The sequence below is a fragment of the Pseudomonas sp. 21LCFQ02 genome, assembly GCF_024129895.2.
Classification (GTDB): Bacteria; Pseudomonadota; Gammaproteobacteria; order Pseudomonadales; family Pseudomonadaceae; genus Aquipseudomonas.
Window position 1 is genome coordinate 5539045 of record NZ_CM178749.1, and the last position, 23716, is coordinate 5562760.

Sequence of the window (23716 nt, forward strand, 5' to 3'; positions counted from 1 at the left end):
CATGACCTGCACACTCTTACTGATCGACGACCACTCCCTGATCCGTGCCGGCATCCGCGCCATGGTTGCCGACATTCCCGGCTTCAGCGTGATCGGCGAAGCCGCTGACGGTGACCACCTGCCCGAACTGGCCCTGAGCCTGGACCCGGATATCGTCCTGCTGGACATCTCGATGAAGCAGACCAGTGGCCTGGATGCCCTGCAACAGCTATTGCGGGCAAGACCGCACAGCAAAGTGCTGATCATCTCGATGCATACCGAACCGGCACTGATCATGCGCGCCTTGCAGACCGGCGCCCACGGCTACCTGCTCAAAGACACCACCGCAACCGAGCTGCAGCACGCGCTCCTGGCGCTGGCAGCGGGCGAGCGCTATCTCAGCCCGGCGATTGCCCACACCGTCATCAATCAGGCGTTGCTCGGGACGCCGAGCCTGCCTCTGAACACCCAGGACAGCCTCAACCTGACGGCCCGGCAACTGGAAATCCTGCGCCTGATCGTGCGCGGCAAATCCACCCGGGAAATTGCCTCGGGCCTGGGCCTGTCGGTCAAAACCGTCGAGACCCACCGCGCGCAAATCATGAAGCGCTTGCAGATCTACGACATCGCAGGCCTGGTGCTGTACTGCGTACGCGAACGAATCATCAGTCTGGACGACTGAGCCACGGCGTCTCACTGTCGCCCAACAGCGCCGAACCGGCTGGCAAATGCACCATCAAGGCAGCATGACGCGCCTCGAAACGCAGGTGCTGGCAGTTGAGGGGTTCGCCATCGAGGTTGATATCCAGCCCGTGGACTGACTTGAGCTCGATCCAGGGCAGGCGGGCCCGGACGAACATGTTCTCGATACCCAAGCCGCCGGCCAGCAAACCTTTCAGGGTGCCGACCAGTTCCTGTGGGGCCGGCAGGATACTGATGTCCAGCAAGCCATCGTCGGCCAGCGCATTGGGGCATAGCACATGACCGCCGCCGGCCTGTCGACCGTTACCGATGCCCAATGCCAGCAAGTCTCCGGCCCAGTGAAAGTCTGGACCGCTCAGTTCGCCATAGGCCGCATGCAGCTCACTGAAACGGGTCAGCCCAGTAAACAGGTATGCAGCGCCGCCGAGCACCTTTTTCAGGTCTTCGGAGGTATTGGCCGTCACCTGGCTGCCAAAGCCGCCGGTGGCCATGTTCAGAAACAGTCGCCCATCGACCTCGCCCAGATCGACGGCGCGCGCCGGCACGTCCAGCAGATCAAGTGCTGCATCGACCTCAAGCGGTACACCAGCGGCGTGGGCAAAATCGTTGGCAGTGCCCAGCGGCAGAATCACCAGGCTCACAGGCTGATCAGCCGTACGACTGAGCGCCAGCGCTTCGGCGATATCGCGCAGGGTGCCGTCGCCGCCTCCGGCGATCACCTGTCGATGACCGGCGGCCAAGGCTTCGGCAACCAGCCGCTGCGCATCACCGGCTTCCCAGGTCAGACGCACATCAAGCTCCCACCCCTGCTCGCGCTTGCGGGCAACCGCATCGCGGACCTGCTCGTTGAGCGACTGCTTGCCATGAAGAATCAGAATCGCTCTGCGTTGTGCCATGACACTCCCCTGTGTTTGATCAAAGGTTGCTGTCTATCCCGCGACTCTTGGTTCGGTGCATGACAGGTCTGCTTATGACCCCGGACGAAGTGAAAGCGCTCGCGGCTTCGAAGATTTTTTTATCCGGGCGCCATGGCCTCGTTGCCCCGTATTTATTGAGCCATATTGCCATCAGGCGCCTTGACACGCTCTAGCGCCGGCAAAACCCGGACGAGAAACTCCACGTTTTCTGTTGCATGAGCTTTACTGTCAAAAAAGCTGCTCAAGGAGGTTTGCGCTATGAATCAAGGACTCATCCCGCAACACAACGGTAATACGCCTACCGACCGTGCCCGGGCCAATGCCCGCATGACCTCCTCCTGCAGCCAGACCGCCACATCCTTGACAGACGCCAGACCAACCTCGACTTATTGACCCACACCGCTACTGATCAGCCATGGATCGATACCCAACCAAAGGATTAATAGCAGTGAGTGAGCGCTATGCGTTTACAACCCGTTGACAGTCTTTCCCTGACCCGTACCAGCCTGGTCGAATACTTCCTGTTTGGTATCCGTCTGGCCCATGGTCTGGCCTGCATTCTGCCAGGGCTGGTGATTCTGGCCCTCGACCCCGGAGCACCCGCAGATGCCGCCAAAGGGCAACTGGGCATGCTGCTGGTGTTCGGCATCCTCAGCGTGGTGGTATTCCAGGCCTTGGGGGTGTATTCCGAAGCGCTGTTCAGCAACTCGGTGCGCCTGCGCATGATCGTGTTTGCCTGGACCGCCGCATTCGGTCTGCTGCTGATCATGCACCACATGATGGATGTGCTCGAAGCGGTCGATCAGGACCAGCTGTTGCTCTGGTATCTGGCGACTCTGGGATTGCTGAGCATCGTGCGGCTGATGCTGCTGGTGCTGTTCCGTCAACAAATGAAAAAGGGCGTATTCCTGCAGACGGCGGTGATTCTCGGCGCGACGGAGAACGGCCTGCGGCTGGCCGAGTATCTGGTCGAACATCAGGACATCCGTTCCGGGGTCATCGGTTTTATCGACGATCGCATCGGGCGCATGCCCAAGACGGTCGCCAACCTGCCTTTGCTGGGCAACACCGGCGACCTGGAGCGGCTGATCCGCGAAGACAAGGTCACTCAGGTGCTGGTGGCGCTGCCATGGACTGCAGAAAACCGCATGGACTACATCATTCGCGAACTGCGTCGCCTGCCGGTCAATGTGTTGCTGGTGCCAGACATGATTGCCTTCCGGCACACCCACAACCGCATCACGGAAGTGGCCAGCCTGCCGATGTTCAACGCCTCCGATGTGCCGCTCAGTGGCTGGTCGCCGTTCATCAAGCGTGCCGAGGATATCGTTCTGTCGTCGCTGGCCATCCTGGCCCTGTCGCCACTGATGCTGCTTATCGCTGTCGCGATCAAACTCGACTCCAAAGGGCCGGTGCTGTTCCGCCAGAAACGCTACGGCTACAACAACCGCCTCATCGAGGTATTCAAGTTTCGCTCCATGCATCAGCACCAGGCTGATGCCTCAGCGGAAAAACAGACCACCCGCAACGACGCCAGGGTTACGCGGGTCGGGCGCTTCATCCGCAAGACCAGCCTGGATGAGCTGCCACAGCTGTTCAATGTAGTGGCCGGCAGCATGTCAATGGTGGGCCCGCGCCCCCATGCCACAGCCACCAAGGCGGCCGGCATTCTCTTCGAGCAAGCGGTGAAGGAGTACACCTCGCGCCACCGGGTCAAACCTGGCATTACCGGCCTGGCGCAGATCAAGGGCTACCGGGGTGAGACAGATACCGTCGAGAAAATCGAGAAGCGCGTCGAACTTGATCTTGAGTACATCGAAAACTGGTCCGTCTGGTTCGATCTCTACATCCTTCTGCGCACTGTTCCGGCAGTGCTACTCAACCGAGAGGTCTATTGATGAGCACCCTCATCCCCTGCATCGTCGCCGGTGGTTCCGGCACCCGACTCTGGCCGGTCTCTCGCGAAGCCATGCCCAAGCCGTTCATGCGCCTTCCCGATGGCGAAAGCCTGCTCCAGAAAACGTTCAACCGCGCCACCCACCTGCCGGGTGTCGAGCGCCTGCTGACCGTCACCAACCGTGAGGTGTACTTCCGCACGGTGGACGACTACCGCCCGTTGAACAAACAGCGGGCAAAACTGGACTTCATCCTGGAACCTGCCGGGCGCAACACGGCCCCGGCGATTGCCGCCGCGGCCTTGCATGTATCGACACTTTACGGGGCCCAAAGCCAGTTGCTGATTCTGCCGGCCGATCACCTGATCGCTGACGTGCCAGCGTTCGAGGCGGCGGTGGCCCGCGCCCGTGAGCTGGCCGAGCAAGGCTGGCTGGTGACCTTCGGTATTCTGCCCGACAAGCCGGAAACCGGCTTTGGCTACATCGAAAAGGGCCAGGCGCTCAACGGCGCCGGTTATCAGGTCGCGCGCTTCGTTGAAAAACCTGATGCCGCTACTGCCAAGGCCTGGGTCGATGGCGGTCTGCATCTGTGGAACGCCGGGATGTTCTGCCTGCGTGTCGATGTGCTGCTGGCAGAGCTGCAAGCCCATGCCCCCGACGTACTGGAAGCGGTGCAAGCGTGCCTGGACAAGAGCACCAGCAAGCAAGGCAGCAATGAATTGCAGCTCGAACTGGACGCTGAGCTGTTCGCTCAGGTGCCGGATATATCCATTGACTATGCGCTGATGGAGCGTTCGGCCAAGGTCGCGGTAGTGCCCTGCCAACTGGGCTGGAGCGATATCGGTTCGTGGCAGGCGCTGCGCGAGCTGACCCCGGCCGACGCCAATGGCAACCAGTTCAATGGCGAGACTGTTCTGCACGACGTGCATAACTGCTACATCGACTCGCCCAAGCGGCTGGTCGGTGCGGTGGGGCTGGAAAACCTGATCATCATCGACACCCCCGATGCGCTACTGGTCGCCGATGGCAACCGCACCCAGGATGTGAAACTGATCGCCCAGCAACTCAAGCGTCAGAACCACGAGGCCTACCGCCTGCACCGCACAGTGACCCGGCCATGGGGCACCTACACCGTGCTGGAGGAAGGCAAACGCTTCAAGATCAAGCGCATCGTGGTTCACCCGCAGGCTTCGCTGTCACTCCAGATGCATCATCACCGCAGTGAACACTGGATCGTGGTCAGCGGCATGGCTACCGTCACCAATGGCGAACGCGAATTCATGCTCGACACCAACGAGTCGACCTTCATCAAACCCGGCCACACCCACCGGCTGGTCAACCCCGGTGTCATTGACCTGGTGATGATCGAAGTACAAAGCGGTGAGTACCTGGGCGAGGACGATATCGTGCGCTTTACCGACATTTATGGACGAGTGCCGGCCCAGGCCAACAAGGCCTGACCCTGGCGAAATGCAGAATTGCCCGCACCACCCGGCGTGGGCAACCGGACAGCGTTGCATCCTGGAATCGGCAGACAGGGATTGTTGAGGTTTCACCAAGGCGATATTGAAACAGCAACAGCCCCGATGTCGACATGACTGTTTTTCCCCGTCAGGGAGCTGTATTCATGCATCAGAAACGTTCACGGCTCTTGCAGAGCTTGCTGGTGGCAACCAGCGTACTGGCACTGAGTGCCTGTAATACTCCGGCCAGGGTTGGCCTGCCGGAGGACCAGGCCGTGATCGAGGCTGCGCAGAATGCCGGCCGCGAACTGGCCGGCAAGCCGCTGCCGGCCCAGAAGATTCGCTCTGGTGACACCCTGCGGATCGTCCGCAACACCGGTGAACCACCGACCATCTCGGCGTTCACCGCCAACTCGATTTACGAGCTGACCCTGTTTCAGGTGCTCACCGATGGCACCTTCTCGTACCCCTATATCGGTACTGTGCAGGCCGCCGGCCTGACCGTGCCGGAACTGACCCGACAATTGCAGAGCCGTCTGGAGAGCGTGTACCGCGAGACGGCGCTGACCATTAATATTTCGCAAGCGCCGGGCAACACCGTGTTCGTCGGTGGTGCGGTGCGCAACTCGGCGTCACTGCCGGTGACCGTGGCCACCACTCTGGACCAGGCGATTGTTGGCGCCGGCGGCGTGGCACCCGACGCCGATGCCCGTCAGGTGGCGCTGCTGCGCCTGGAGGATAACGGCCTGTACAAGACTTACCTGTTCGATTACAGCAAGTTCCTCTGGGCCTCCGCCGAAGCCCCGCGAGGGCCTGTGTGGCTGCAACGCGGTGATGTGGTGTTCGTTCCCAAGTCCTCGGTCGGCAACAAGGTCGACGGTGTCAACCTGTACTTCAACCAGTTGATCCCTTTCGCCAAATCGATCGGTCTGGGCCTGAACTACGAGTTGCGTAGTCAAAATTAATCGTCAGGGAATCAGACATGATCAGTATCCGTTCCTTTCGCGACCTGCTGCGCCTGTTCTTTATTTTCCGGCGAGAGGTCCAGACCACCGTCCTGGTGAGCTTCATCATCGTCGTGCTGGGCGCTTTCATTCTGCCCAACCGTTATGAGTCCACTGCCCTGCTGCTGGTCAAGCCGGGCCGCGACAGCAGCACGGTGCCGATCGAATTGTCCAACCGCCAGGCCATCGTGGTGCCCAGCGCCATGCGCGACCCACTACTCGATGAAGAGCGCATGCTGACCGGTCGACCCATCACCCGCACGGTGGCCGAGCAATACCTGGCGAAAATGTCCGAAGCCCGGCAGGACGCGGGCTTCATGACCTCGGTGAAGAACCTGCTCAAGGACTCGGTGTATGCCGTGGTCGATACCGGCCACAAGTTTCTGGAACTGATCGGTCTGGTCGAGCGGCGCTCCCAGATCGAGCGGCTCGCCGAGTCCCTCGAAAAAGGCTTCAAGGTTCGCCACGATCCGGGCTCTTCGGTGATGGAACTGACCTTCACCTGGGATGATCCGGCCGTGGCCCAGGACGTGCTGCGCCACTGGATCGAGGAGTATCAGGTACAACGCACCAAGACCTTGGGCCGGGTCAGCCTGTATGCCTTCTTCGACACCGAGGTCAAGGAAACCGGCGCCAACATCATCGCCTACAAGCAACAGATCCAGGCCTACCTGAACCAGCTCAGTGCGGTGAGCATCGCCCAGCGTCTGGCCGACACCTCTCAGGGTCTGAACGATCTGCGCACCGAGCGTAACAACACCATCCGCGCCATCGCCTCGACCAAGGCCGGCCTCGACACCCTGAGCAAACAACTGGCCAGCCAGCCCAAGACCGTCTCGGCCGGCCGCGAGCTGTCACTCAACCCCAACCGCCAGGACCTGCAAAACCGGATCAACGCCAAGGAAGTCGAGCGCCAGGAACTGCGTCGTTCGTTCCGCGACACGGCGCCGCCGGTCAGGGCTATCAACGAGGAAATCGACAACCTCAAGCAACTGCTCAAAGAGCAGGACGCGACCATCCAGCGTTCGGAAAGCATCACTCCCAACCCGATCTACAACCGCATGCAGAACGTCTACGCCGACCAGCAGACCAGCTACGCAAGGCTGCAGACGCAACTGGCCCAGCAAGACGCGCAACTGGCGCAGCTGGAAAAGGACCGGCTGCTGGCCTTGAGCCTGGAGCCGGAGCTGTCACGCCTGCAGAACGAGCTGGATGCCGCCGAAAAAAGCTACGCGCTGTACAGCGACAGCCTGGAAAAGGCGCGCATCGACCGCGAGCTGGATAACAGCCAGATCAGCAACATCGCGTTGATCGAAGAAGCCACCTTCAACCCCAGCCGGGTCTTCCCCAAGAGCCTGCTGATGCTGGTGCTGGCCTTGCCGCTGAGCTTGCTGGTGGGTCTGCTGGCGCTGTACTTCTTCTACCTGCTCGACCAGCGCATCCACGATGGCGAAAAAATCGAGAGCCGCTTTGGCGTGCCGGTGTGGACCAGCCTGCCAGACCTGGAGCGCGCCCAGGAACGCAGCGCGGCGTTCACCTCGCACCTGCACCGGGTCTACGGCATCCTGCCGCTGGGCCAGGTCAAGGAGCGCGGCCTGGCGATCGGCTTTACCTCTGAACACAAGGGCGAAGGGGTGAGGTTCGTCATCGAGCGGCTTGCCGCCATGCTGGCCGAACATGGCCATACCGTGCGCACCGAAGGACCAGGGCCGGCCAGCCCCGGCGAGATCGTGCTGATCAATGCCTCGGGCCTGTATGGCAACGACAAGACCTTCGTACTGCTGCGTGAAGCCGACCTGATTGTGCTGATCGTGCGCGCAGAACAGACCACCGTGCCGATGCTCGAAGACGCGCTGACCACCCTGAACACCGCCTTCAAGCGGGTCGACGGCATCATCCTCAACCGCCGCCGCTTCGAAGTCCCGGAGAAAGTACTGAAGTTTTTCAAACGCATCGGGAGTCGTGGCTGATGCGCGTGGCCCTGATCGCCCCATTGCCGCCCGAGCAGAACGGCATCGCCGACTATGCCGGCCATTTGCGCAACGCCCTGCAGGCGCTGGACGTGGAGGTGGTCACGCCGTTGCAAGGCGTGGGCAACGATCCGCGCCAAGCCCGCCAACGCATCGCCGACAGCAATTGGCAAGGCATTGACCTGGTGCATGCCGAAATCGGCGGCGGACGGCTGGCCGAGTTCCGCGCCTTGCAGGCGCTGCGCGAGCGTTTCGCCCAACTGCCGTTGACCGCCACAGTGCATGACCCGGAACGGCTGGTGTGGCGCCTGGAAAAGCTGCCCTGGCCGCTGTCACTGGCCGAACACCTGCCCTCGCCCGTCCCTCAGGCAGCCACCCTGCTGGCTGACCCGTTGTGCCTGCGCGAGGAACGCCAGCTGGCGCGCAGCATGACCCGTCTGGTGACGCTGACCCGCGCCGGCAGCCAGAGCCTGCGCCAGCGCATGGGCTTGCACGAGCAACAAATGGTGGTGATCAACCACGGCAATCTGGCCATCGAGCCACAGCCGCTGCCGCCGCTCCAGCCGCTGCGGCTGTTGTACTTCGGTTTTATCTATCGCGGCAAAGGCATCGAAGACTTGCTCGACGCGCTGGCCAGCCTTTTTGTCAGCCAGCCGGCCTTGCGCGCCAAAGTGCGTCTGACCCTGGCCGGTGGCAGCGAGCCGGAAATGGCCTTCGCCAGCAAGGGCAGCTACCTCGAGGAGCTGCGCCTGCGCATTCGTCAGTTGGGCTTGAGCGACCTGATCGACTGGCAACTGGACCTGCCTGGCGACCAGATTGCCCCGCTGATCCAGGCCCATCATCTGATGGTGCTGCCGTACCGCGAATCCAGCAAGCTCAGGCTGCTGGGCGAATTGCGCGGCACCAGCGGCGCACTGTCGTGGGCAGTGGCATGCGGCCGCGGGGTGATCACCTCCGACGCCCGCTCGTTTGCCGAAGAGGTGTCGCACGGCAACGGCACGATCTACCCGCAAGGTGATGTGCAGGCGTTAAGCAAGGCCCTGGCGCAAGTTTGCAGCGCCCCTCAGTTGGCTGCGCAGTGGGCTGCCAGCGCTGCGCAACTGGGCCAGGCGCGGCAGTGGCAGCACACCGCCGAACGTTTCCGCGACATGTTCCGCCAGGCCTGCGGGCAGAGGTGAACCATGCTGAATGGCACATGCAAAAAATGGCTGTACTGCGCATTGCTGGCGGCAAGCCTGGCGCCGTCTGCGGCACTCAAGGCCGAAACGATCCTCAAGGCCTCGCGGCCGGTGGAGTGGCAGGATTTTCTCGGTGTCAATGTGCAGTTCCCGTACTTCACCCCGGACATCTACCAGCAACAGATGAATCGCCTCGACGCGCTGGGCCTGAACTGGGTGCGCCTGACCCTGCACTGGCCGCTGATCGAGCCACGCAAGGATCAACTGGAACTGGGCACCGTGGACGCCGCAATGAGCGCGATGCACGAGCGCGGTTACAACGTGCTGGCGTATCTGGTCGGCTCGGCGCCGTTTGCCAGCAGCGCACCGGCCAATGCCGAAGGCCGCGACCAGTTTCCGCCAACCGACTTCGGTCTGTTCGCCACCCGCATGGCCAGCCTCGCCCAGCGCTATCCACAGGTGAACACCTGGCAGGTGTGGAACGAGCCCAATATTGTCTGGCGCCCCAAGGAAGACCCGGTGGCTTATGCCCGTCTGCTGGCCGTCAGCACCGAGGCGATTCGCAAGGCCGTACCCGGCAAGCAGGTGGCCACCGCCGGCATGGCCTATTACAGCCAGATGCACAGTACCCCCGGCTACATGTTGCAGACCCTGGTCGAGGGCGGGCTGGGTCAGCAGAACGTGGTCGCGGCCTATCACCCCTACTCCGAATACCCTGAAGGCGACTCGCCAGCCGACCGGGATTTTCTGGTGCGCGGCAACGCCATGAACCAGTTGCTGCACAGCAATGGCGTGCAACAGGTGTGGGCCACCGAATGGGGCTGGTCGAGCTACGCAGGACCGGTGGAAATGCAGGCGCTTATCGGTTTGCGTGGCCAGGCCGACTACACCCTGCGGCGCCTGGCACTGATGAGCACGATGGACTACCAGCGCATTTTCCTGTTCAACCTCAGCGACCTGGACGAACGCGCCACCGCCCGTGACCAAGGCTATGGACTGGTGGACCTGCAAGGCAATCCGAAACCTGTGTACCTGGCGCTGCAGAACTTCCTGAAAATCACCGGCCCGCGCTTGTTGCCCGCCGACCCGCCGGCGGTCAGCAGCGTGCCCCGCGACCTGTACGCCGTGTCATGGAGCCGCCCGGACGGCAGCCAGTTACTGATGACGTGGAGCGCTTCGGCCGCCTCGCTGAGCTTCCCAAGGATTTTCGATGCGGTGCTGCACGACCCGCTGGACGGCACCCGCACCTCACTGGCCAACCGCCAGGGCATTACCCTGACGCTCAAGCCGTCCCTGCAGATTCTGGAGTGGAAGCCCTGACCATGCGCATCCTCTGGACCCTGCCCTATCTGCCGTGGCCGACCACCAGTGGCGGCAAGACCCGGGAATATCACCTGCTGCGCAACCTGGCTGCGCGCGGTCACCGGATTACCTTGCTGGTGCAATCCAAGACCGCCCTGGAGCAAGACTGCCGACAGGCCATGGAACCCTGGCTGGAACGCCTGATCGTGCTGCCGCGTCGACCGCTGCGCAGCCTGCGCACGCTGCTGGCCGTCGGCCTGGCGCCGGTGCCGATGCTGGCCAGCGTCAACGGCTACGCGCCGCAACTGGAGCAGGCGTTCGAAACCCTGCTGGAGGAACACTGGGACGTGATCCAGATTCAACACACCTACGCCTTCCAGCCGTTCGAAGCCGCGCTCAAGCGCAGCGGCAAGCCGTTCATTCTCACCGAACACAATGTCGAATCGGCGCTCGGTGCAGCCAGCTACGACAAACTGCCCGGCTGGCTGGCGCCCTTCACCTGGTACGACCGCTGGCGTTACCGGCGCTGGGAAACCCGGGTGTTCCGGCAGGCCAGCGAGTTGATCTCGGTGACCGAAGCTGACGCCAAGGCGCTGTCCAGGCTCAGTGGCAAACCGGTGTCGATCGTGGTCAACAGTGTCGATTGCGGCTACTACGCCAGCGTGCATCCCGACCGCGAGGGCAGCAACCTGCTGTTTATCGGCAACTATGAATATGCGCCGAACGTCGACGCCGTGCATTGGGCGCTGGACACCATCATGCCCCGGGTATGGGCGCTCAAGCCCGACGTGCGGCTGACCATCGCAGGCTTCGCCCTGCCCGCTGCATGGCGCGAACAATGGCCTGACCCGCGCCTTGAATGGCTGGGCTACGTTCCTGACCTGCGCGCCCTGCAAAGCCGCTCGACGCTGTTCTTCGCGCCGCTGCGCCAGGGCGGCGGCTCGAAGTTGAAAATCCTCGAAGCCATGGCCGCCGGCCTGCCGGTGGTGACCACTGCCCAAGGTGTCTCGGGCCTGGCGGTCAGGCACCAGGAACATTATCTGGGCAGTGAAGACCCCCAAATGCTGGCGCAACTGATCGCCGACTACCTCGACACGCCGCTGCGCCTGGCACAGATCGGCGAGGCCGGCCGCGACTATGTGCGCTCGCGGCACGACTGGTCGGTTTCAGCAGCCCAGCTCGAAGGGATTTACACCCGGCTTACGCCCCCGACGCCAGGAGTGCGCCCATGCGTATAGGACTCGATTATCGCGCCGCTGCGGGTTATCCCGTCAGCGGCATCGGCCGCCAGAATTTCGCTCTGGAAGATGCGCTGCGCAGCCATCCCGGCTCCAGCCTGCAACTGTTCGGCGTGGCGCCAAGCGACCACCCGGTGCGTCGGCGCCTGCATGCCCCGCGCTGGTCAACGCCAATCGACTCGGTGCATCGCCTGCCTGAGCGGTTCAAGTTCGAAGGGCTGTTTCTGCCTGGCGCGCTGCGCGACGCCGAGGTGCAGCTGTATGTCGCCAATATCAACATGGGCCTGCCGCTGGGCCGCAAGCCGCCAGGCTTGAAGTATGTGCTGCAATTGCACGACCTGTTCCAGTTAACCGAGAACAACCACCACGGCTCACAACTGAAGGCGCGGGTCTACCGGTTCACCGACCGGCTTTCGATCATCCACTCATTAAAGGTTGCCGATCAGGTCTGGGTGCCGTCGCAGTATACCGCCAACGAGACCCTGCGATTGTTCCCATGGGTGGCAGGCAAGCTGCGGGTATTGCCGCACCTGGTTGAGGGTTTTGCCGGGGAGCCGGCAGATATCAGCGCCTTGCAGTTACCCGAGCGCTATTGGCTATGCGTCGGTACCCGCGAGCCGCGCAAGAATATGGCCTGGTTTGTCGAAGCCTGGCAGACCGCCCGGCGGCGCTACCCGAACATCCCCGAGCTGGTGCTGGTCGGCGGTGATGACGCCCTGCATCCCAATCAGCGCAGCCTGGCCGGCCTGCATGTGCTGCGCGGGATTGGTGACGACCAGTTGCATGCCGTGTATCAGCAGGCCGAACGCCTGTGGCACCCATCGCGGGCTGAAGGCTTCGGCCTGCCGGTGATCGAGGCGCTGAGGGTCGGCACGCCGGTGGCGGTGGCCAGCGGCAGTTCGCTGGATGAAATCACTCCGCCCGACAGCCCGCGCTTTGCGCCCGCTGACTCTGACGCACTGATTCGGCTGATGGGCGTGCTCGCCAGTGCCGCCAGCGAAGACTCGCAGCCGCTCAAGGACTGGGCTGGGCGCTATGGCCGCGAGGCATTCAGGCAGCGGATTCACGCGGCCCTGGAGGAGTTGCGCTAATGCCCATTGCCCTGCCCGTCGGGCTGATCCTGGCGCTATTCATCGGTCTGCTGATCTGGCTGGCACCGGTGCCGATGGTGCTGTTGGTGCTGGCCGGGCTGGCCTCGGTCGTCACGGTGATCCGCCGCCCGACCCTGGGCCTGCTGCTGTTTTGTGTGCTGGGCACTTTCATCCCCTACTCCACCATCCAGATCGGCGTGCGGACCACGGTTTCCGAAGCGATGATCATGCTGACCTGGGCCAGCTACCTGTTGCAGGCGATGTTCTTCGACCAGCCCAAGCGCCCGCCCATGCAGCGCACTGAGCGGCTGCTGCTGATGCTGATGCTGTTCAGCGCCTTTCCGTTTCTGGTCGGTCAGGTTTCAGTGGTGGCCGAGGGCAATGGGCCGATCAACTGGGTGCGCTGGCTGTTCAATCTGTCGATCCTGTTTCTGGTGCCGCGGCTGCTGCTCGAGCGCCAGACTCTGGAGCAACTGATCATGTGCCTGATGCTCGGCACCCTGGCGATGTTGCTGATGTCGATTCCGGTGTTTCTTGCCGAGCGCAGTGCCACAGCGATGATCCCGATCCTCGGCGTACTGGGCTACAGCGGCGTGGATGTACTCAATAGCAGCCTGTTGGCGCTGGCTGACCGGATGGGCTCACCCTGGATGCACCCTAACGTGGCCGGCGGCGCTCTGGCAATGCTGTTGCCGCTGGCGTTCTGCTACGGCCTGAGCCGCAGCGGCGGCCCGCGCAGCATCGCCCTCGCCGTTGCCGTACTCGGCGTGATCGGGCTGCTGCTGACCGGCTCGCGGGGGGCGTTGATCAGCCTGGTCGCGGTGATGCTGTGGATGGCCCGCCGACGCATCCCGCACCTGGGGCGCATCCTGCTCGGCGGGGTGTTTGCCGGCACTGCATTGCTGCTGCTCTATCCACCGCTGCAAGACCGGATCATGAGCCTGTTCTCCGACGATGACGTCAGTACCGCGATCCGTTTTCTGGAGTACAGCCACTTCCCTGATGCCGTGGCCATGTTTCCGTTCGGCATCGGCTTCAAGGTCGACCCGCCGGTACTCAACTACACCGAATTCGGGATTTCCAACCTGTGGCTGAACTTCGTCTACAAACTCGGCCTGCCGGGCATGCTGCTGTTCATTGCCATCACCACAAGCTGGTGGAAGCAGGTGCGGCCGGCCAAGGGCCCTATCGTGCTGACCGCTGACAACTGCATTGCGCTGGGCACCACCTGCGGCGTGCTGGCGGCGCTGTTCAGCGGCCTGTTCGACCACTATTTCAGCTTCACACCGGTCCTGAGTGCGCTGTTCTGGCTGTTCGTCGGCATCAGCCTGCACGAGAACCGGCGCCTGCACCAACAGGCCATCGCCTCATTCAAATCCCACGTTGCCAGACCCGAACAGGGAGAGCGCCCATGAAACATCGCCTGATGCACTCGCACAATCTGCGACAGGCCCTGCCCGAATACGCCGAGAAAATGGGCGTCAGCCTTGATGATCTGCAAGCGGCTTATGAATGGATGCTGGCCAACGAGGTGTGTTTCGAGACCCAGGTCAAAGACACCACGCTGTCGTTCATCTGCTACCTGAATATCGAGCCGCGCATCGAGCATCCGTTGGCACGGCGGTTCTATCGCCTGCTGGCCAGTGAGATGCACGGCGCATTGATTCCGCTGTACGGCATCAACTGGCCGACCCTGCGCGACCGCATGCTGCGGGTCTGGGAGCAGCTCTACAACATGCTCATCTGCAAGCTGCCCAGCCATCATCTGCGCCTGGCCTGGTTGCGCCTGGGTGGCGCCAAGATCGGCAAGGGCTCCACCGTGTGGCGCAACACCGAAATTCTCGGCGTGGACAGCTTGCGCATCGGTAATGACAGCACCGTGGGCTGGCACTGTCAGCTGGATGCCCGCGGCGGGCTGATCATCGGTGACCACGTCACCATCGCCTCTCATGTGCTGATCATCGCCGGCGGTCATGACCTGAAAGAGCCGGAGTTCTGGGCGGTCGGCGGGCCGGTATGGATTGGCGACTACGCCTGGATCTGCAGCCGCGCACTGCTTTCGTTCGGCGCTGACATCGGGGAAGGTGCGGTGGTGGGCGGGGCCAGCGTGGTCTCCAAACCGATCCCGCCCTACGCCATCGTCAGCGGGCCGAATGCCGAGATCAAAGGCGAGCGCGCCCGCAACCTCAATTACAAGGTGGGCGGCAAAGGCCTGTTCACCTTGTTCCACTGACCCGCCGCAATGCTCGGTTCGACCCTGTGGCTGACCCTGGCCACCCTGACCGGCCTGGCGGCAGGTTTTGCCCGCGAGTGGCTGTTGGTGGCGGCCTGGGGGGCTGGCAGCCAGAGCGATGCATTTCTGGTGTCGATGTTCCTGCCCGAAGCCCTGCGCATGTCACTGGCCGGCGGCCTGCTCAGCGCCGCCGCCCTGCCGCTCTATCAACAGCGTGACGACCAGCAGCAACGCCGTTGGCTGGCAGCGCTGACTACCCACCTGCTGTTGGCCGCGTTGCTACTGAGTGGTTTGCTGAGTCTGGGTGCCGGGTTGTGGGTGCGTTTGATCGGGCCGGGCCTGGACACCGGAGCCTATGACCAGGCAGCCGGCAGCCTGCACTGGCTGGCCTGGTGCGCACCGGGTTTTGTCCTGCATGGATTGCTGTGCGTGCCGTTGCAGGCCAGCGCAAGGTTTGTCCTGGCCGGGCTGGGTTCGCTGTTGTTCAACCTGCCGCCGGTGGTGTATCTGGCGATCATGGGCCAGGCGGCAACGCCCGATGGCGTGGCGGGCGCCTGCCTGCTGGGCAGTCTGCTGATGCCCGGGGTGTTGCTGCCCAGCCTGTATCGCCTGGGCTGGCGACCGTGGCGCGGCGACGCAGAGCCCGGCGCACTGCGCGAGTTACTGCAACGGATGGGGCCGTTGCTGGGCAGCAACCTGGCCAGTCAGGGCCTGGCGTTACTGGAGCGGATGGTCGCCTCGCTGCTGGGCGAAGGTGCAGTGACCTGGATCAACCTGGCGCGCAAGTTGATCAACCTGCCGTTGATTGCGCTGATGAGCCTGAACCAGGTGCTGCTGGGGCTGATGAGTGGCAGCGCCGGTCAACAACGCCTGGCGCTGCTGCGCCGCGGGCTGGCCAGCGCCACCTTGCTGACCTTGCCGGCCGTGGCCGGGTTGATCGGCGCAGCCGGCGCGCTGGTGGTGTTGTTGCTGCCGCAACAGACCCACGCGGCGCCATTACCGGAACTACTGGCCTGGTTTGCCACGCCGCTGTTGTTCAACGCCTGGAATGCCTTGCTGGCGCGCTATGCCTACGCAGGCGGCGATACCCGTCTGCCGCTCGGTTGCGAGTTGGCCGGCAGCCTGTGCAACGCGCTGCTGCTGGGGCTGTTGCCGTGGTGGTTGGGCGTTGAGGGAATTGCTTTGGCTGCCTTGGGCGGCGCACTGCTGACCGGGATCTTGCTGTTACGCCGCCAAGGGCTTGGCCAGGTCGCGCCATGGCGCAGCCACTGGCCGCTGGCAGCGCTGGCGATGGGCGTTGCCGCGCTGCTGTTACATCCCTTGCAGTCGGTGCCGCTGCAACTGGGGCTCAGTACCTTGTATGGATTTTTGTTGCTGACGGGTATGGCACTGTGGCTTAAACCCTGGCGGGCGGATCTTGGTTAAAACCGGTTGCAGAGCAATCAGGTTTGCACGCGGCGCGCCTTCGGGCGATGGAAAATCCTTCATCGCGGTAACTGATCGGCATCCATGCCTCGCACCCAATTCTGCGGCGCCTCCATTCGGCCAGCGCCAATCGTCGCGTTCGGCGGCGTCTGTGCCATCTCGGCTCAAAGATCAACGGCAACGGCAACGGCAACGGCAACGGCAATGGGGAGCCTGTTCCCTAAACTGATCGGCATTACCCCGCAGAATCAGTCGCTTCTATTTTTCCCGCAGCGGCTACCGGCTTGCCCTGATACCCCGAACAGATCTGCTTCAATGTCTGGCGCAGCCAACGATGGGCCGGGTCTTTATCGAACCGTGGATGCCAGGCCTGGATGACCACCACTTGTTCCAGCTCCAGCGGCAGTTCGAAGGCGCGCATGCGCAGGCCCATGGTTTGCAGGCCCCAGATCACCGGCTCCGGCAACGGCAACAACAGATCGGAGTCAGCAATACCAAAGATCGCCGAGTGAAAATGCGGGGTGATCAATGCCACCCGCCGTTGCAGGCCCAACGCCGCCAGGGCCGTATCGATCGGACCACGGGCACGGCCGCGGCGTGACACGCTGACATGGTCGTAGGCAGCCAGGCTTTGCGGGGTAATAGAACCTGCAAAGATCGGATGCTCTTCGCGCGCCAGGCCGCAAAACCTCGAAGTGAACAGGTTCTGAACCTTGATTTCGGGACCGAAGTTACGCCGTGAGGCGATATACAGATCGATACGCCCTTCCCTCAAGGCATCGTCGTCATCGGCCCCCTCGGGCACAAAGCGCAAGGTGCAGCCTGGCGCGTCTTCACGCAGGGCATCCATCAGGCGGGCACCGAACGAGCCGAAAAATACGTCGTTCGAGCGCACGTTGAAGCAGCGCTCCAGAGTGCTCATGTCGACCTCGTCGCGGGCCTGGAACACTTGCGCAGCCTGTTCGACCAGTTCGCGGACCTGGGCTTGCAAGGCCAGCGCCCTGGGCGTGGGCACCAGCCCACGGCCGGCGCGCACCAGCACCGGATCGCCCAGCGCCTCGCGAATGCGCGTCAGGGTACGGCTCATCGCCGCCGGGCTCAGGTGCATGCGCCGCGCCGCACCGACCACGCTGCCCTCCTCGAGCAAGGCATCAAGTGCGATCAAAAGATTAAGATCCGGGAGCAGCATGGCATCATCCGTTGTCAGAGGCGGTGATGATAACGCGAAGCACAAGCCAGACGGGTCGCTCCCGCCACGCAAATCGCGCATCATGTGCAGTGTGCTGAATGGAGAACGTCATGCGCTTGATATCCACTGTAGTGCCGCTTGCGGCGTTGTCTTTGAGCCTGTCGTTCAGCGCCATGGCCAACGCCGGCGAAGAAACCCGCCTGCTGGAGGCGATCAACAGCTACCGCAGCCAGGTTCAGCCTTGTGGTAATCAGGCCTCGGCCGAGCTACCGCCGCTGGCGGCCGACCCGCGTCTGATCATGCCGGTGAGCAACACCAGCGATCTGCAGCAAGCCATGACCCGCGCCTCTTACCCGATGGTCACTGTACAGGCCATCACCCTGTCCGGCCCGCGGGATGCCGATGCCGCCATGCAGGCGGTGCGCGAGAGTTTCTGCCAGGTGGTACTTGATCCGCAGTTTGTCGATATAGGCGTGAGCCGTGAAGGTCGCGACTGGCGCATTGTTCTGGCTCGGCCACTGCTGACCGCACGGTTGCGCGACTGGCAGAGTGAAGGACAGGCCTTGTTGAGCTTCGTCAACACCGCTCGCAGCCAGCCCCGCCAGTGCGGTACCCAGGCCTTCGATGCAGCCCAGCCGCTGGCCTGGAATGCCAGCCTGGCCGGTGCCGCAGAGGGCCATAGCCGCGCCATGGCCAACAATAATTTTTTCGATCACAAAGGCCGTAATGGCGATACCCCGGGCGACCGGGTCGAGCTGGCGGGCTATCAGGCCCAGCAAGTGGGAGAAAACATCGCCGCAGGCCAGGATAATGCACGCAAGGTGGTCGACGGCTGGTTGGCCAGCCCCGGCCATTGCGCAACCCTGATGAATCCGGCTTATCGCGAAGTCGGCGCGGCCTACGCCGCCGATCCGAAAAGCGATGCCGGCATCTACTGGACCGCGCTGTTCGGCACGCCTTCGGGTAACGTCAGCGAATAATCTGGAAGGCCGTTGAAAAACGTAGGCGAGGCAGCCAGTGCAAGGCAAAAACAGGCGAGCAAGCGCAGTTTACGGGTTGTAAATGAGCATTTGACCGGGCTGGCGTTCCAGCCTGTTTTTAACGCAGCAATGGCGCGCGTAGCGCCGTCGGCGCCCAGCCAGCAGGTAGTTTTTCAACAGCCTGTTAGCGCCGCACCGCCATACTCTGCGGAGCCAGAAACGCCTCATTGAAATACGTGCGCACCACCTGCATCACCGGGCTCAATTCCCGTTCGCGGTGCCAGGCCAGGCCGACACTCATCGGCGGCACCCCGTCGCTGACCGTCCGGGTCTCGATGCGCTTGCCCTCCAGCGACCATGGGCGGTGCACCAGGTCCGAGAGAATCGCCACCCCGCTGCCATTGGCGACCATGCTGCGCACCGCCTCCACTGAGCTGGTCCGCACCCGCACATCGGGTTGTTGCCGGGCCTGGCGCCAATAACGCATGGCACTCTCTTCAGCCTCATCGACGGTCAGCAAGATAAACGGCTCGTGGGCGATATCGGCCAGGCTCACCAGCGGCTGCTCGCACAACCGATGACGGCTCGGCACCCACAGTCGGCGCTCGGAGTTGAACAGGGTTTCGGAAACGATATCGGGGTGCGTAAGGTTGGCGGTCAGCACCACAGCCATGTCGAAACAGCCGTCGAGCAGCCCGTGTTCGATGGCTTGACGCTCGCGCTCATGCACTTTGATCTGTACGGCCGGGTGCAGCTGTTCCAGACGTTGCAGGTGGTGGGGCAAAAAGTAACCGATCACCGTGTAACTGGCAGCCAGATTCAACACCCCCTTGGCACAGGCATTGGGCATCGGGCTGCTCAACGCATCATCGACACTGCGCAGAATCACGTAGGCATGATTGAGAAAGTGCCGGCCGGCGTCGGTCAGGCTCATGCCCTGGGCCGAGCGCTGGAACAGCAAGGTGCCGAGCATGCTTTCCAGTTCCTTGATCGCCGTGGTGACCGCCGACTGGGAAATATTCAAGTGTATGGCGGCCTGGGAAATCTGCCCGATTTCTGCGGTAGCGACGAAGTAACGCACCTGGCGCAAGGTCAGAGACATTCAGCCTCCCGGCATTAGCTATCTGTTTTTCAGATGACACCCCCTCTATTAATAAATCTTCCCAAGGGGGCGCTGCAAAATCTAACGTGCCAGCCATGCACTCACAAGGACAGGGAGCAATTTGTATGCAGTCAGTGGACTTCAATTCGGACATGGGTGAGAGCTTCGGCCCGTGGACCATTGGCGATGGGGTCGATAACGAACTCATGGCACTGATCAGTTCCGCCAATATCGCCACCGGTTTTCACGCTGGCGACCCCGGCACCATGCGCCGTACGGTCGAGCGGGCGAAAAGCCTCGGCGTGGGCATCGGCGCCCATCCGGGCTTCAGAGACCTGGTGGGTTTCGGCCGCCGCCACATCAATGCCCCGGCTCAGGAACTGGTCGACGACATGCTCTATCAGTTGGGCGCACTGCGGGAAATCGCCCGCGCTCAGGGCGTCGGCCTGCAGCACATAAAGCCGCATGGCGCGCTGTTCATGCACCTGGCCCGCGACGAGGAGGCCGCACGGTTGTTGGTCGAAAACCTGCAGCGCCTCGAACCTCAATTGCTGCTGTATTGCCTGCCCGGCTCGGTGATTCATCGGGTCGCGCAAGAGCTCGGCCAGCCAGTGGTGCGCGAATTCTATGCCGACCGAGAATATGATCTGAGCGGCTCGATCGTATTCACCCGCAACGTGCGTGCGTTTGATCCGGCGGTGGTTGCCGCACGGGTGCTGCGCGCCTGCCAGCAAGGTCTGGTGCGCACCGTCGAAGGTCAAGACCTGGCGGTTTCGTTTGATTCGGTCTGCCTGCACAGCGATACGCCCGGCGCGCTGGACCTGGCTGAAGCCATCCGGCAGATGCTCGATGAGGCAGGCATACAGGTAAGATCACCGCGCTGAACCGGCACGCTGGCAGATATCCAGATCTGGCATGCGACCTTGCGCTCAATCATTCCAGGAGGAACATGCATGGACCAACCGATCCGCTATAGCTTTGGTGCCGACGAGCACCTGTTTGCGGAAGTCAGCGAGAGCATGTCGCTCGAAGCGTTTTTCAAGGGCATGGCAATTACCCGTGCGGTGGAACGTCTGGAGCTGGACGGCGTACTCGACGTCTGTCTGGCCAACGCCTCGTTTCAGATCCGCTTCGACCCGGACCGGATTGCCCCACACACCCTGCTCGACGCCGTCAAAGGTGCCGAAGCCGGTGCCGTGGCCGAGCGCAGTCTGCACACGCGAATCATCGAAATTCCGGTGCTGTACAACGACCCGTGGACCCATGAAACGCTGATGCGCTTTCGTGACCGCCACCAGGACCCGGATGCCACCGACCTTGAGTACGCGGCACGCATCAACAACCTGGCCGATACCGAGGCGTTTATCGCGGCCCACAGCGGCGCGCCCTGGTTCGTCTCGATGGTCGGCTTCGTCGCCGGTCTGCCGTTCATGTTCCAGATGGTTGAACGCCAACGCCAGCTCCAGGTGCCCAAGTACCTGCGCCCCCGCACCGACACACCGAAACTGACCCTTGGTCACGGCGGCTGCTTTGCCTGCATTTATTCGGTGCGCGGGGCGGGCGGTTACCAGATGTTTGGCGTGACCCCGGCGCCGATCTACGATCCACAACAGCAATTGCCGTACTTGCAAGAGCACATGGTGTTCTTCCGCCCCGGTGACATCGTGCAGTTCAAACCCATTGACCGGCAGACCTACGATCAGGCGGTGGCCGATGTCGAGGCCGGGCATTTCGATCTGCGTATTCGCCCGGTGGAGTTTTCACTGGACGCCTTTCTCGCCGACCCGACCGGCTACCCACAGACGCTGCTGGAGGTGCAGGCATGATCAAGGTCCTCAAACCCGGCCTGGCCACTTCCGTGCAAGACCTCGGCCGCGAGGGTTACTACCATTTGGGTATCCCGCCCTCCGGCGCATTGGACCAGTATGCCCTGAGCGCTGCCAACCGGCTGGTCGGCAACCCGGCCAATAGCGCCGGGCTGGAGTGCACCCTGGTCGGACCGGAACTGCAATTCGAGCGCGATGCATTGGTGGCGGTGTGTGGCGCGCAGATGATGCCGCGTCTTGATGGCCAGCCCATGCATCCCGATACCGCTTTTGCGGTCAAGGCCGGTCAGGTGCTGCGTTTCGACTTTCCCACCGCCGGCGCACGGGCTTACCTGGCGGTTTCAGGTGGCATCGATGTGCCGGTGGTGCTGGGCAGCCGCGCCACCTATACCCTGGGCGCACTGGGCGGTTTCGCCGGGCGTTGCCTGATGGCTGGCGACCGCCTGGCACTGGGTGCGGAGCACGGCAAGGGCCGACCTGGCGCCAGCTTGCCCATGGCGCTGCGCCAGACCTTGGGCGGTGAAGTGGTGCTGCGCGTGGTACCGGGCCTGTATTACCACCGGCTGAGCAAAACCGCCGCCAGAGATTTCTTTGCCGACTCCTGGACCGTCGGCTCCGAAGCCGACCGTATCGGTTATCGCTTCAAAGGCAGCAGTGCACTGAGCTTCGAGCCTCGCGAACAACCGTTTGGCGCCGGTTCCGATCCGTCGAACATTGTCGACAGCTGCTACCCCATCGGGTCGATCCAGGTGCCGGCCGGGCTGGAACCGATCATCCTGCACCGCGATGCGGTGTCCGGTGGCGGCTACGCGATGATCGGCACGGTCATCAGCGCCGACCTGGACCTGGTGGGCCAGATGCAACCGAACCAGAAGGCGCGCTTTGTCGAGGTGACTCTGGAGCAGGCATTGGAGGCGCGGCGCTCGTGGAAAAAACGCCTGGCCTGTCTGGAGCAACTCTTCCCATCCTGAGCCCCGGCAACGACTGCGCGGGTGTCAGGCACTCTGCCGACGTCCCACGCATCGTCCGCGACAGTCCTGACTGCGTGCCGAAGCCTCAGGCATTTGTGCCTGGGGCTGCGCGGCCTCATCGACTTCCAGCCACCAGGTATCACCACGACTGGGGTATTGCAGGTAAAACGGCTGGCCCATCATGGGGGTGGTGATGTTGACGTTGTTCTCCCAGGCCAGCGCCAGAATCCGGTCGAAAGGCTCGTGCCAGGTGTGCATCGACAAATCAAAGGTGCCGTTATGGATCGGCAGCAGCCAGCGCCCGCGCAAGTCCTTGTGCGCCTGCAAGGTTTCTTCGGGCTGCATGTGCACCATCGGCCACTCGACGTTGTAGGCGCCGGTTTCCATCAGGGTCAGATCGAACGGCCCATACTGCTCGCCGATGCGTTTGAAACCCTCGAAGTAACCACTGTCGCCACTGAAGAAGATGCGTTGCTCGCCGTTGAGAATGCTCCAGGAACACCACAGGCTGCGGTTGCCATCCCACAGACTGCGCCCGGAAAAGTGCTGCGACGGCGTGGCGACGAACTCGATGCCGGCCACTTGCGTGGACTGCCACCAGTCCAGTTGCCGAACCTTGCTGGCCGGCACCCCCCACTCCACCAGGGTATCGCCCACACCTAACGGTGCCAGGAAATACTCAGTCTTTTCCTGCAAAGCCCTGATGCTCATGCGGTCGAGGTGGTCGTAATGGTTGTGCGAAAGGATCACAGCCTTGAGCGGCGGCAGATCCTGCAGGCTGATCGGCGGCTGGTGAAAGCGTTCGGGGCCGGCCCATTGCACGGGCGAGGCGCGGTCGGCAAACACCGGGTCGGTGAGCCAGAACTGGTTGCGCAGTTTCAGCAACACCGTGGAGTGACCCAGCCGATAGACACTGTTGTCCGGTGCCGCCAGCAGTTGCTGGCGCGACAGCGGCTGGAGCGGAATCTGCCCGGCAGGCCGGGTGCCGGCCGGTTTGTTGAACGCCTGATCCCAGAACACCCGCAGCGTACGTAGCAGGCTGAGCGGTTTCATCGGCGCATGGTTGCGGTAGCGTCCCTGTTCGCGAGACAGAATGGGCAAGCTGGAGACGTCCGGGTTTCGGTGGGTCTTGGCCATGATGCGCGGGCTCCTGGAAGCAGGTTTCACGTGACAATTACACTACACGGTGTAGTTTTAAGCTTGCAGGAATGATGCAGACAAGTAAACTGCCGAGTGTAATTTTCTCTAAAC

The 23716-nt window shown here is 62.7% G+C and carries 21 protein-coding genes; 17 read left to right on the forward strand and 4 right to left on the reverse strand.

Annotated elements, in window-relative coordinates:
* The first annotated feature begins 1 nt into the window (after position 1).
* Positions 2-661 (forward strand): response regulator, encoded by a 660-nt coding sequence (locus NJC40_RS25040; protein ID WP_045493341.1) that lies wholly within the window; start codon positions 2-4, stop codon positions 659-661.
* On the opposite strand, the gene yegS is transcribed toward NJC40_RS25040, so the two are convergent.
* Positions 645-1577: a lipid kinase YegS gene (gene yegS, locus NJC40_RS25045; protein ID WP_045493344.1), complete on the reverse strand. Its 933-nt coding sequence runs from the start codon at positions 1575-1577 to the stop codon at positions 645-647. The genes NJC40_RS25040 and yegS overlap by 17 nt on opposite strands.
* Positions 1578-1856: 279 nt before the next feature.
* On the opposite strand from yegS, the gene NJC40_RS25050 reads away from it, so the two are divergent.
* The 12 genes from NJC40_RS25050 (at position 1857) to NJC40_RS25105 (ending at position 16397) form a co-directional block, all read left to right on the forward strand.
* Complete coding sequence (locus NJC40_RS25050; protein ID WP_257106889.1) at positions 1857-1991, forward strand: hypothetical protein; 135 nt, start codon at positions 1857-1859, stop codon at positions 1989-1991.
* Between the two features lie 68 nt (positions 1992-2059).
* A complete protein-coding gene (locus NJC40_RS25055) occupies positions 2060-3496 on the forward strand; it encodes an undecaprenyl-phosphate glucose phosphotransferase (protein WP_253141428.1) in 1437 nt (478 codons plus the stop codon).
* Positions 3496-4953, forward strand: coding sequence for a mannose-1-phosphate guanylyltransferase/mannose-6-phosphate isomerase (locus tag NJC40_RS25060; protein ID WP_045493350.1), 1458 nt, complete (start codon positions 3496-3498; stop codon positions 4951-4953). Before NJC40_RS25055 ends, NJC40_RS25060 begins: the two co-directional genes overlap by 1 nt.
* A 167-nt stretch (positions 4954-5120) precedes the next feature.
* A complete protein-coding gene (locus NJC40_RS25065; RefSeq protein ID WP_373568494.1) occupies positions 5121-5921 on the forward strand; it encodes a polysaccharide biosynthesis/export family protein in 801 nt (266 codons plus the stop codon).
* Between the two features lie 17 nt (positions 5922-5938).
* Positions 5939-7930, forward strand: coding sequence for an exopolysaccharide transport family protein (locus tag NJC40_RS25070; RefSeq protein ID WP_045493352.1), 1992 nt, complete (start codon positions 5939-5941; stop codon positions 7928-7930).
* Positions 7930-9108 (forward strand): glycosyltransferase, encoded by a 1179-nt coding sequence (locus tag NJC40_RS25075; protein WP_253141430.1) that lies wholly within the window; start codon positions 7930-7932, stop codon positions 9106-9108. Before NJC40_RS25070 ends, NJC40_RS25075 begins: the two co-directional genes overlap by 1 nt.
* A gap of 3 nt (positions 9109-9111) precedes the next feature.
* Positions 9112-10428 carry a cellulase family glycosylhydrolase gene (locus NJC40_RS25080; RefSeq protein ID WP_253141432.1) on the forward strand — a complete coding sequence of 439 codons (1317 nt, stop codon included), beginning with the start codon at positions 9112-9114 and terminating at the stop codon, positions 10426-10428.
* Positions 10429-10430: 2 nt separating this feature from the next.
* Positions 10431-11648: a glycosyltransferase family 4 protein gene (locus tag NJC40_RS25085; protein ID WP_253141435.1), complete on the forward strand. Its 1218-nt coding sequence runs from the start codon at positions 10431-10433 to the stop codon at positions 11646-11648.
* Positions 11639-12739: a glycosyltransferase family 4 protein gene (locus tag NJC40_RS25090; RefSeq protein WP_045493358.1), complete on the forward strand. Its 1101-nt coding sequence runs from the start codon at positions 11639-11641 to the stop codon at positions 12737-12739. The genes NJC40_RS25085 and NJC40_RS25090 overlap by 10 nt, the downstream gene beginning before the upstream one ends.
* Positions 12739-14154 (forward strand): O-antigen ligase family protein, encoded by a 1416-nt coding sequence (locus NJC40_RS25095; protein ID WP_045493360.1) that lies wholly within the window; start codon positions 12739-12741, stop codon positions 14152-14154. The genes NJC40_RS25090 and NJC40_RS25095 overlap by 1 nt, the downstream gene beginning before the upstream one ends.
* Positions 14151-14972 carry an acyltransferase gene (locus NJC40_RS25100; RefSeq protein WP_045493363.1) on the forward strand — a complete coding sequence of 274 codons (822 nt, stop codon included), beginning with the start codon at positions 14151-14153 and terminating at the stop codon, positions 14970-14972. Before NJC40_RS25095 ends, NJC40_RS25100 begins: the two co-directional genes overlap by 4 nt.
* A 9-nt stretch (positions 14973-14981) precedes the next feature.
* Positions 14982-16397 carry a lipid II flippase MurJ gene (locus NJC40_RS25105; protein ID WP_253141439.1) on the forward strand — a complete coding sequence of 472 codons (1416 nt, stop codon included), beginning with the start codon at positions 14982-14984 and terminating at the stop codon, positions 16395-16397.
* A gap of 235 nt (positions 16398-16632) precedes the next feature.
* Here NJC40_RS25105 and NJC40_RS25110 read toward each other — a convergent pair whose 3' ends face one another.
* On the reverse strand, positions 16633-17586 hold the full coding sequence (locus NJC40_RS25110) for a LysR family transcriptional regulator (protein WP_253141449.1): 954 nt from the start codon (positions 17584-17586) through the stop codon (positions 16633-16635).
* Between the two features lie 110 nt (positions 17587-17696).
* Between NJC40_RS25110 and NJC40_RS25115 the strand changes: the two genes are divergently transcribed.
* Entirely contained in the window at positions 17697-18566 is an 870-nt protein-coding gene (locus tag NJC40_RS25115; protein ID WP_045493372.1) for a CAP domain-containing protein, read from the forward strand.
* A 184-nt stretch (positions 18567-18750) separates the two neighbouring features.
* On the opposite strand, the gene NJC40_RS25120 is transcribed toward NJC40_RS25115, so the two are convergent.
* Positions 18751-19668, reverse strand: a complete 918-nt coding sequence (locus NJC40_RS25120; protein ID WP_253141457.1) for a LysR family transcriptional regulator — start codon at positions 19666-19668, stop codon at positions 18751-18753.
* Positions 19669-19793: 125 nt separating this feature from the next.
* On the opposite strand from NJC40_RS25120, the gene NJC40_RS25125 reads away from it, so the two are divergent.
* The 3 genes from NJC40_RS25125 to NJC40_RS25135 all read left to right on the forward strand — a co-directional run bounded on the left by NJC40_RS25125 (position 19794) and on the right by NJC40_RS25135 (position 22465).
* Positions 19794-20552 carry a 5-oxoprolinase subunit PxpA gene (locus tag NJC40_RS25125; RefSeq protein ID WP_045493378.1) on the forward strand — a complete coding sequence of 253 codons (759 nt, stop codon included), beginning with the start codon at positions 19794-19796 and terminating at the stop codon, positions 20550-20552.
* Positions 20553-20621: 69 nt separating this feature from the next.
* A complete protein-coding gene (locus NJC40_RS25130) occupies positions 20622-21494 on the forward strand; it encodes a 5-oxoprolinase subunit B family protein (RefSeq protein WP_253141460.1) in 873 nt (290 codons plus the stop codon).
* On the forward strand, positions 21491-22465 hold the full coding sequence (locus tag NJC40_RS25135) for a 5-oxoprolinase subunit C family protein (RefSeq protein WP_253141463.1): 975 nt from the start codon (positions 21491-21493) through the stop codon (positions 22463-22465). The genes NJC40_RS25130 and NJC40_RS25135 overlap by 4 nt, the downstream gene beginning before the upstream one ends.
* Before the next feature lie 24 nt (positions 22466-22489).
* On the opposite strand, the gene NJC40_RS25140 is transcribed toward NJC40_RS25135, so the two are convergent.
* Entirely contained in the window at positions 22490-23602 is a 1113-nt protein-coding gene (locus NJC40_RS25140; protein ID WP_253141465.1) for an MBL fold metallo-hydrolase, read from the reverse strand.
* Positions 23603-23716: the final 114 nt, after the last annotated feature.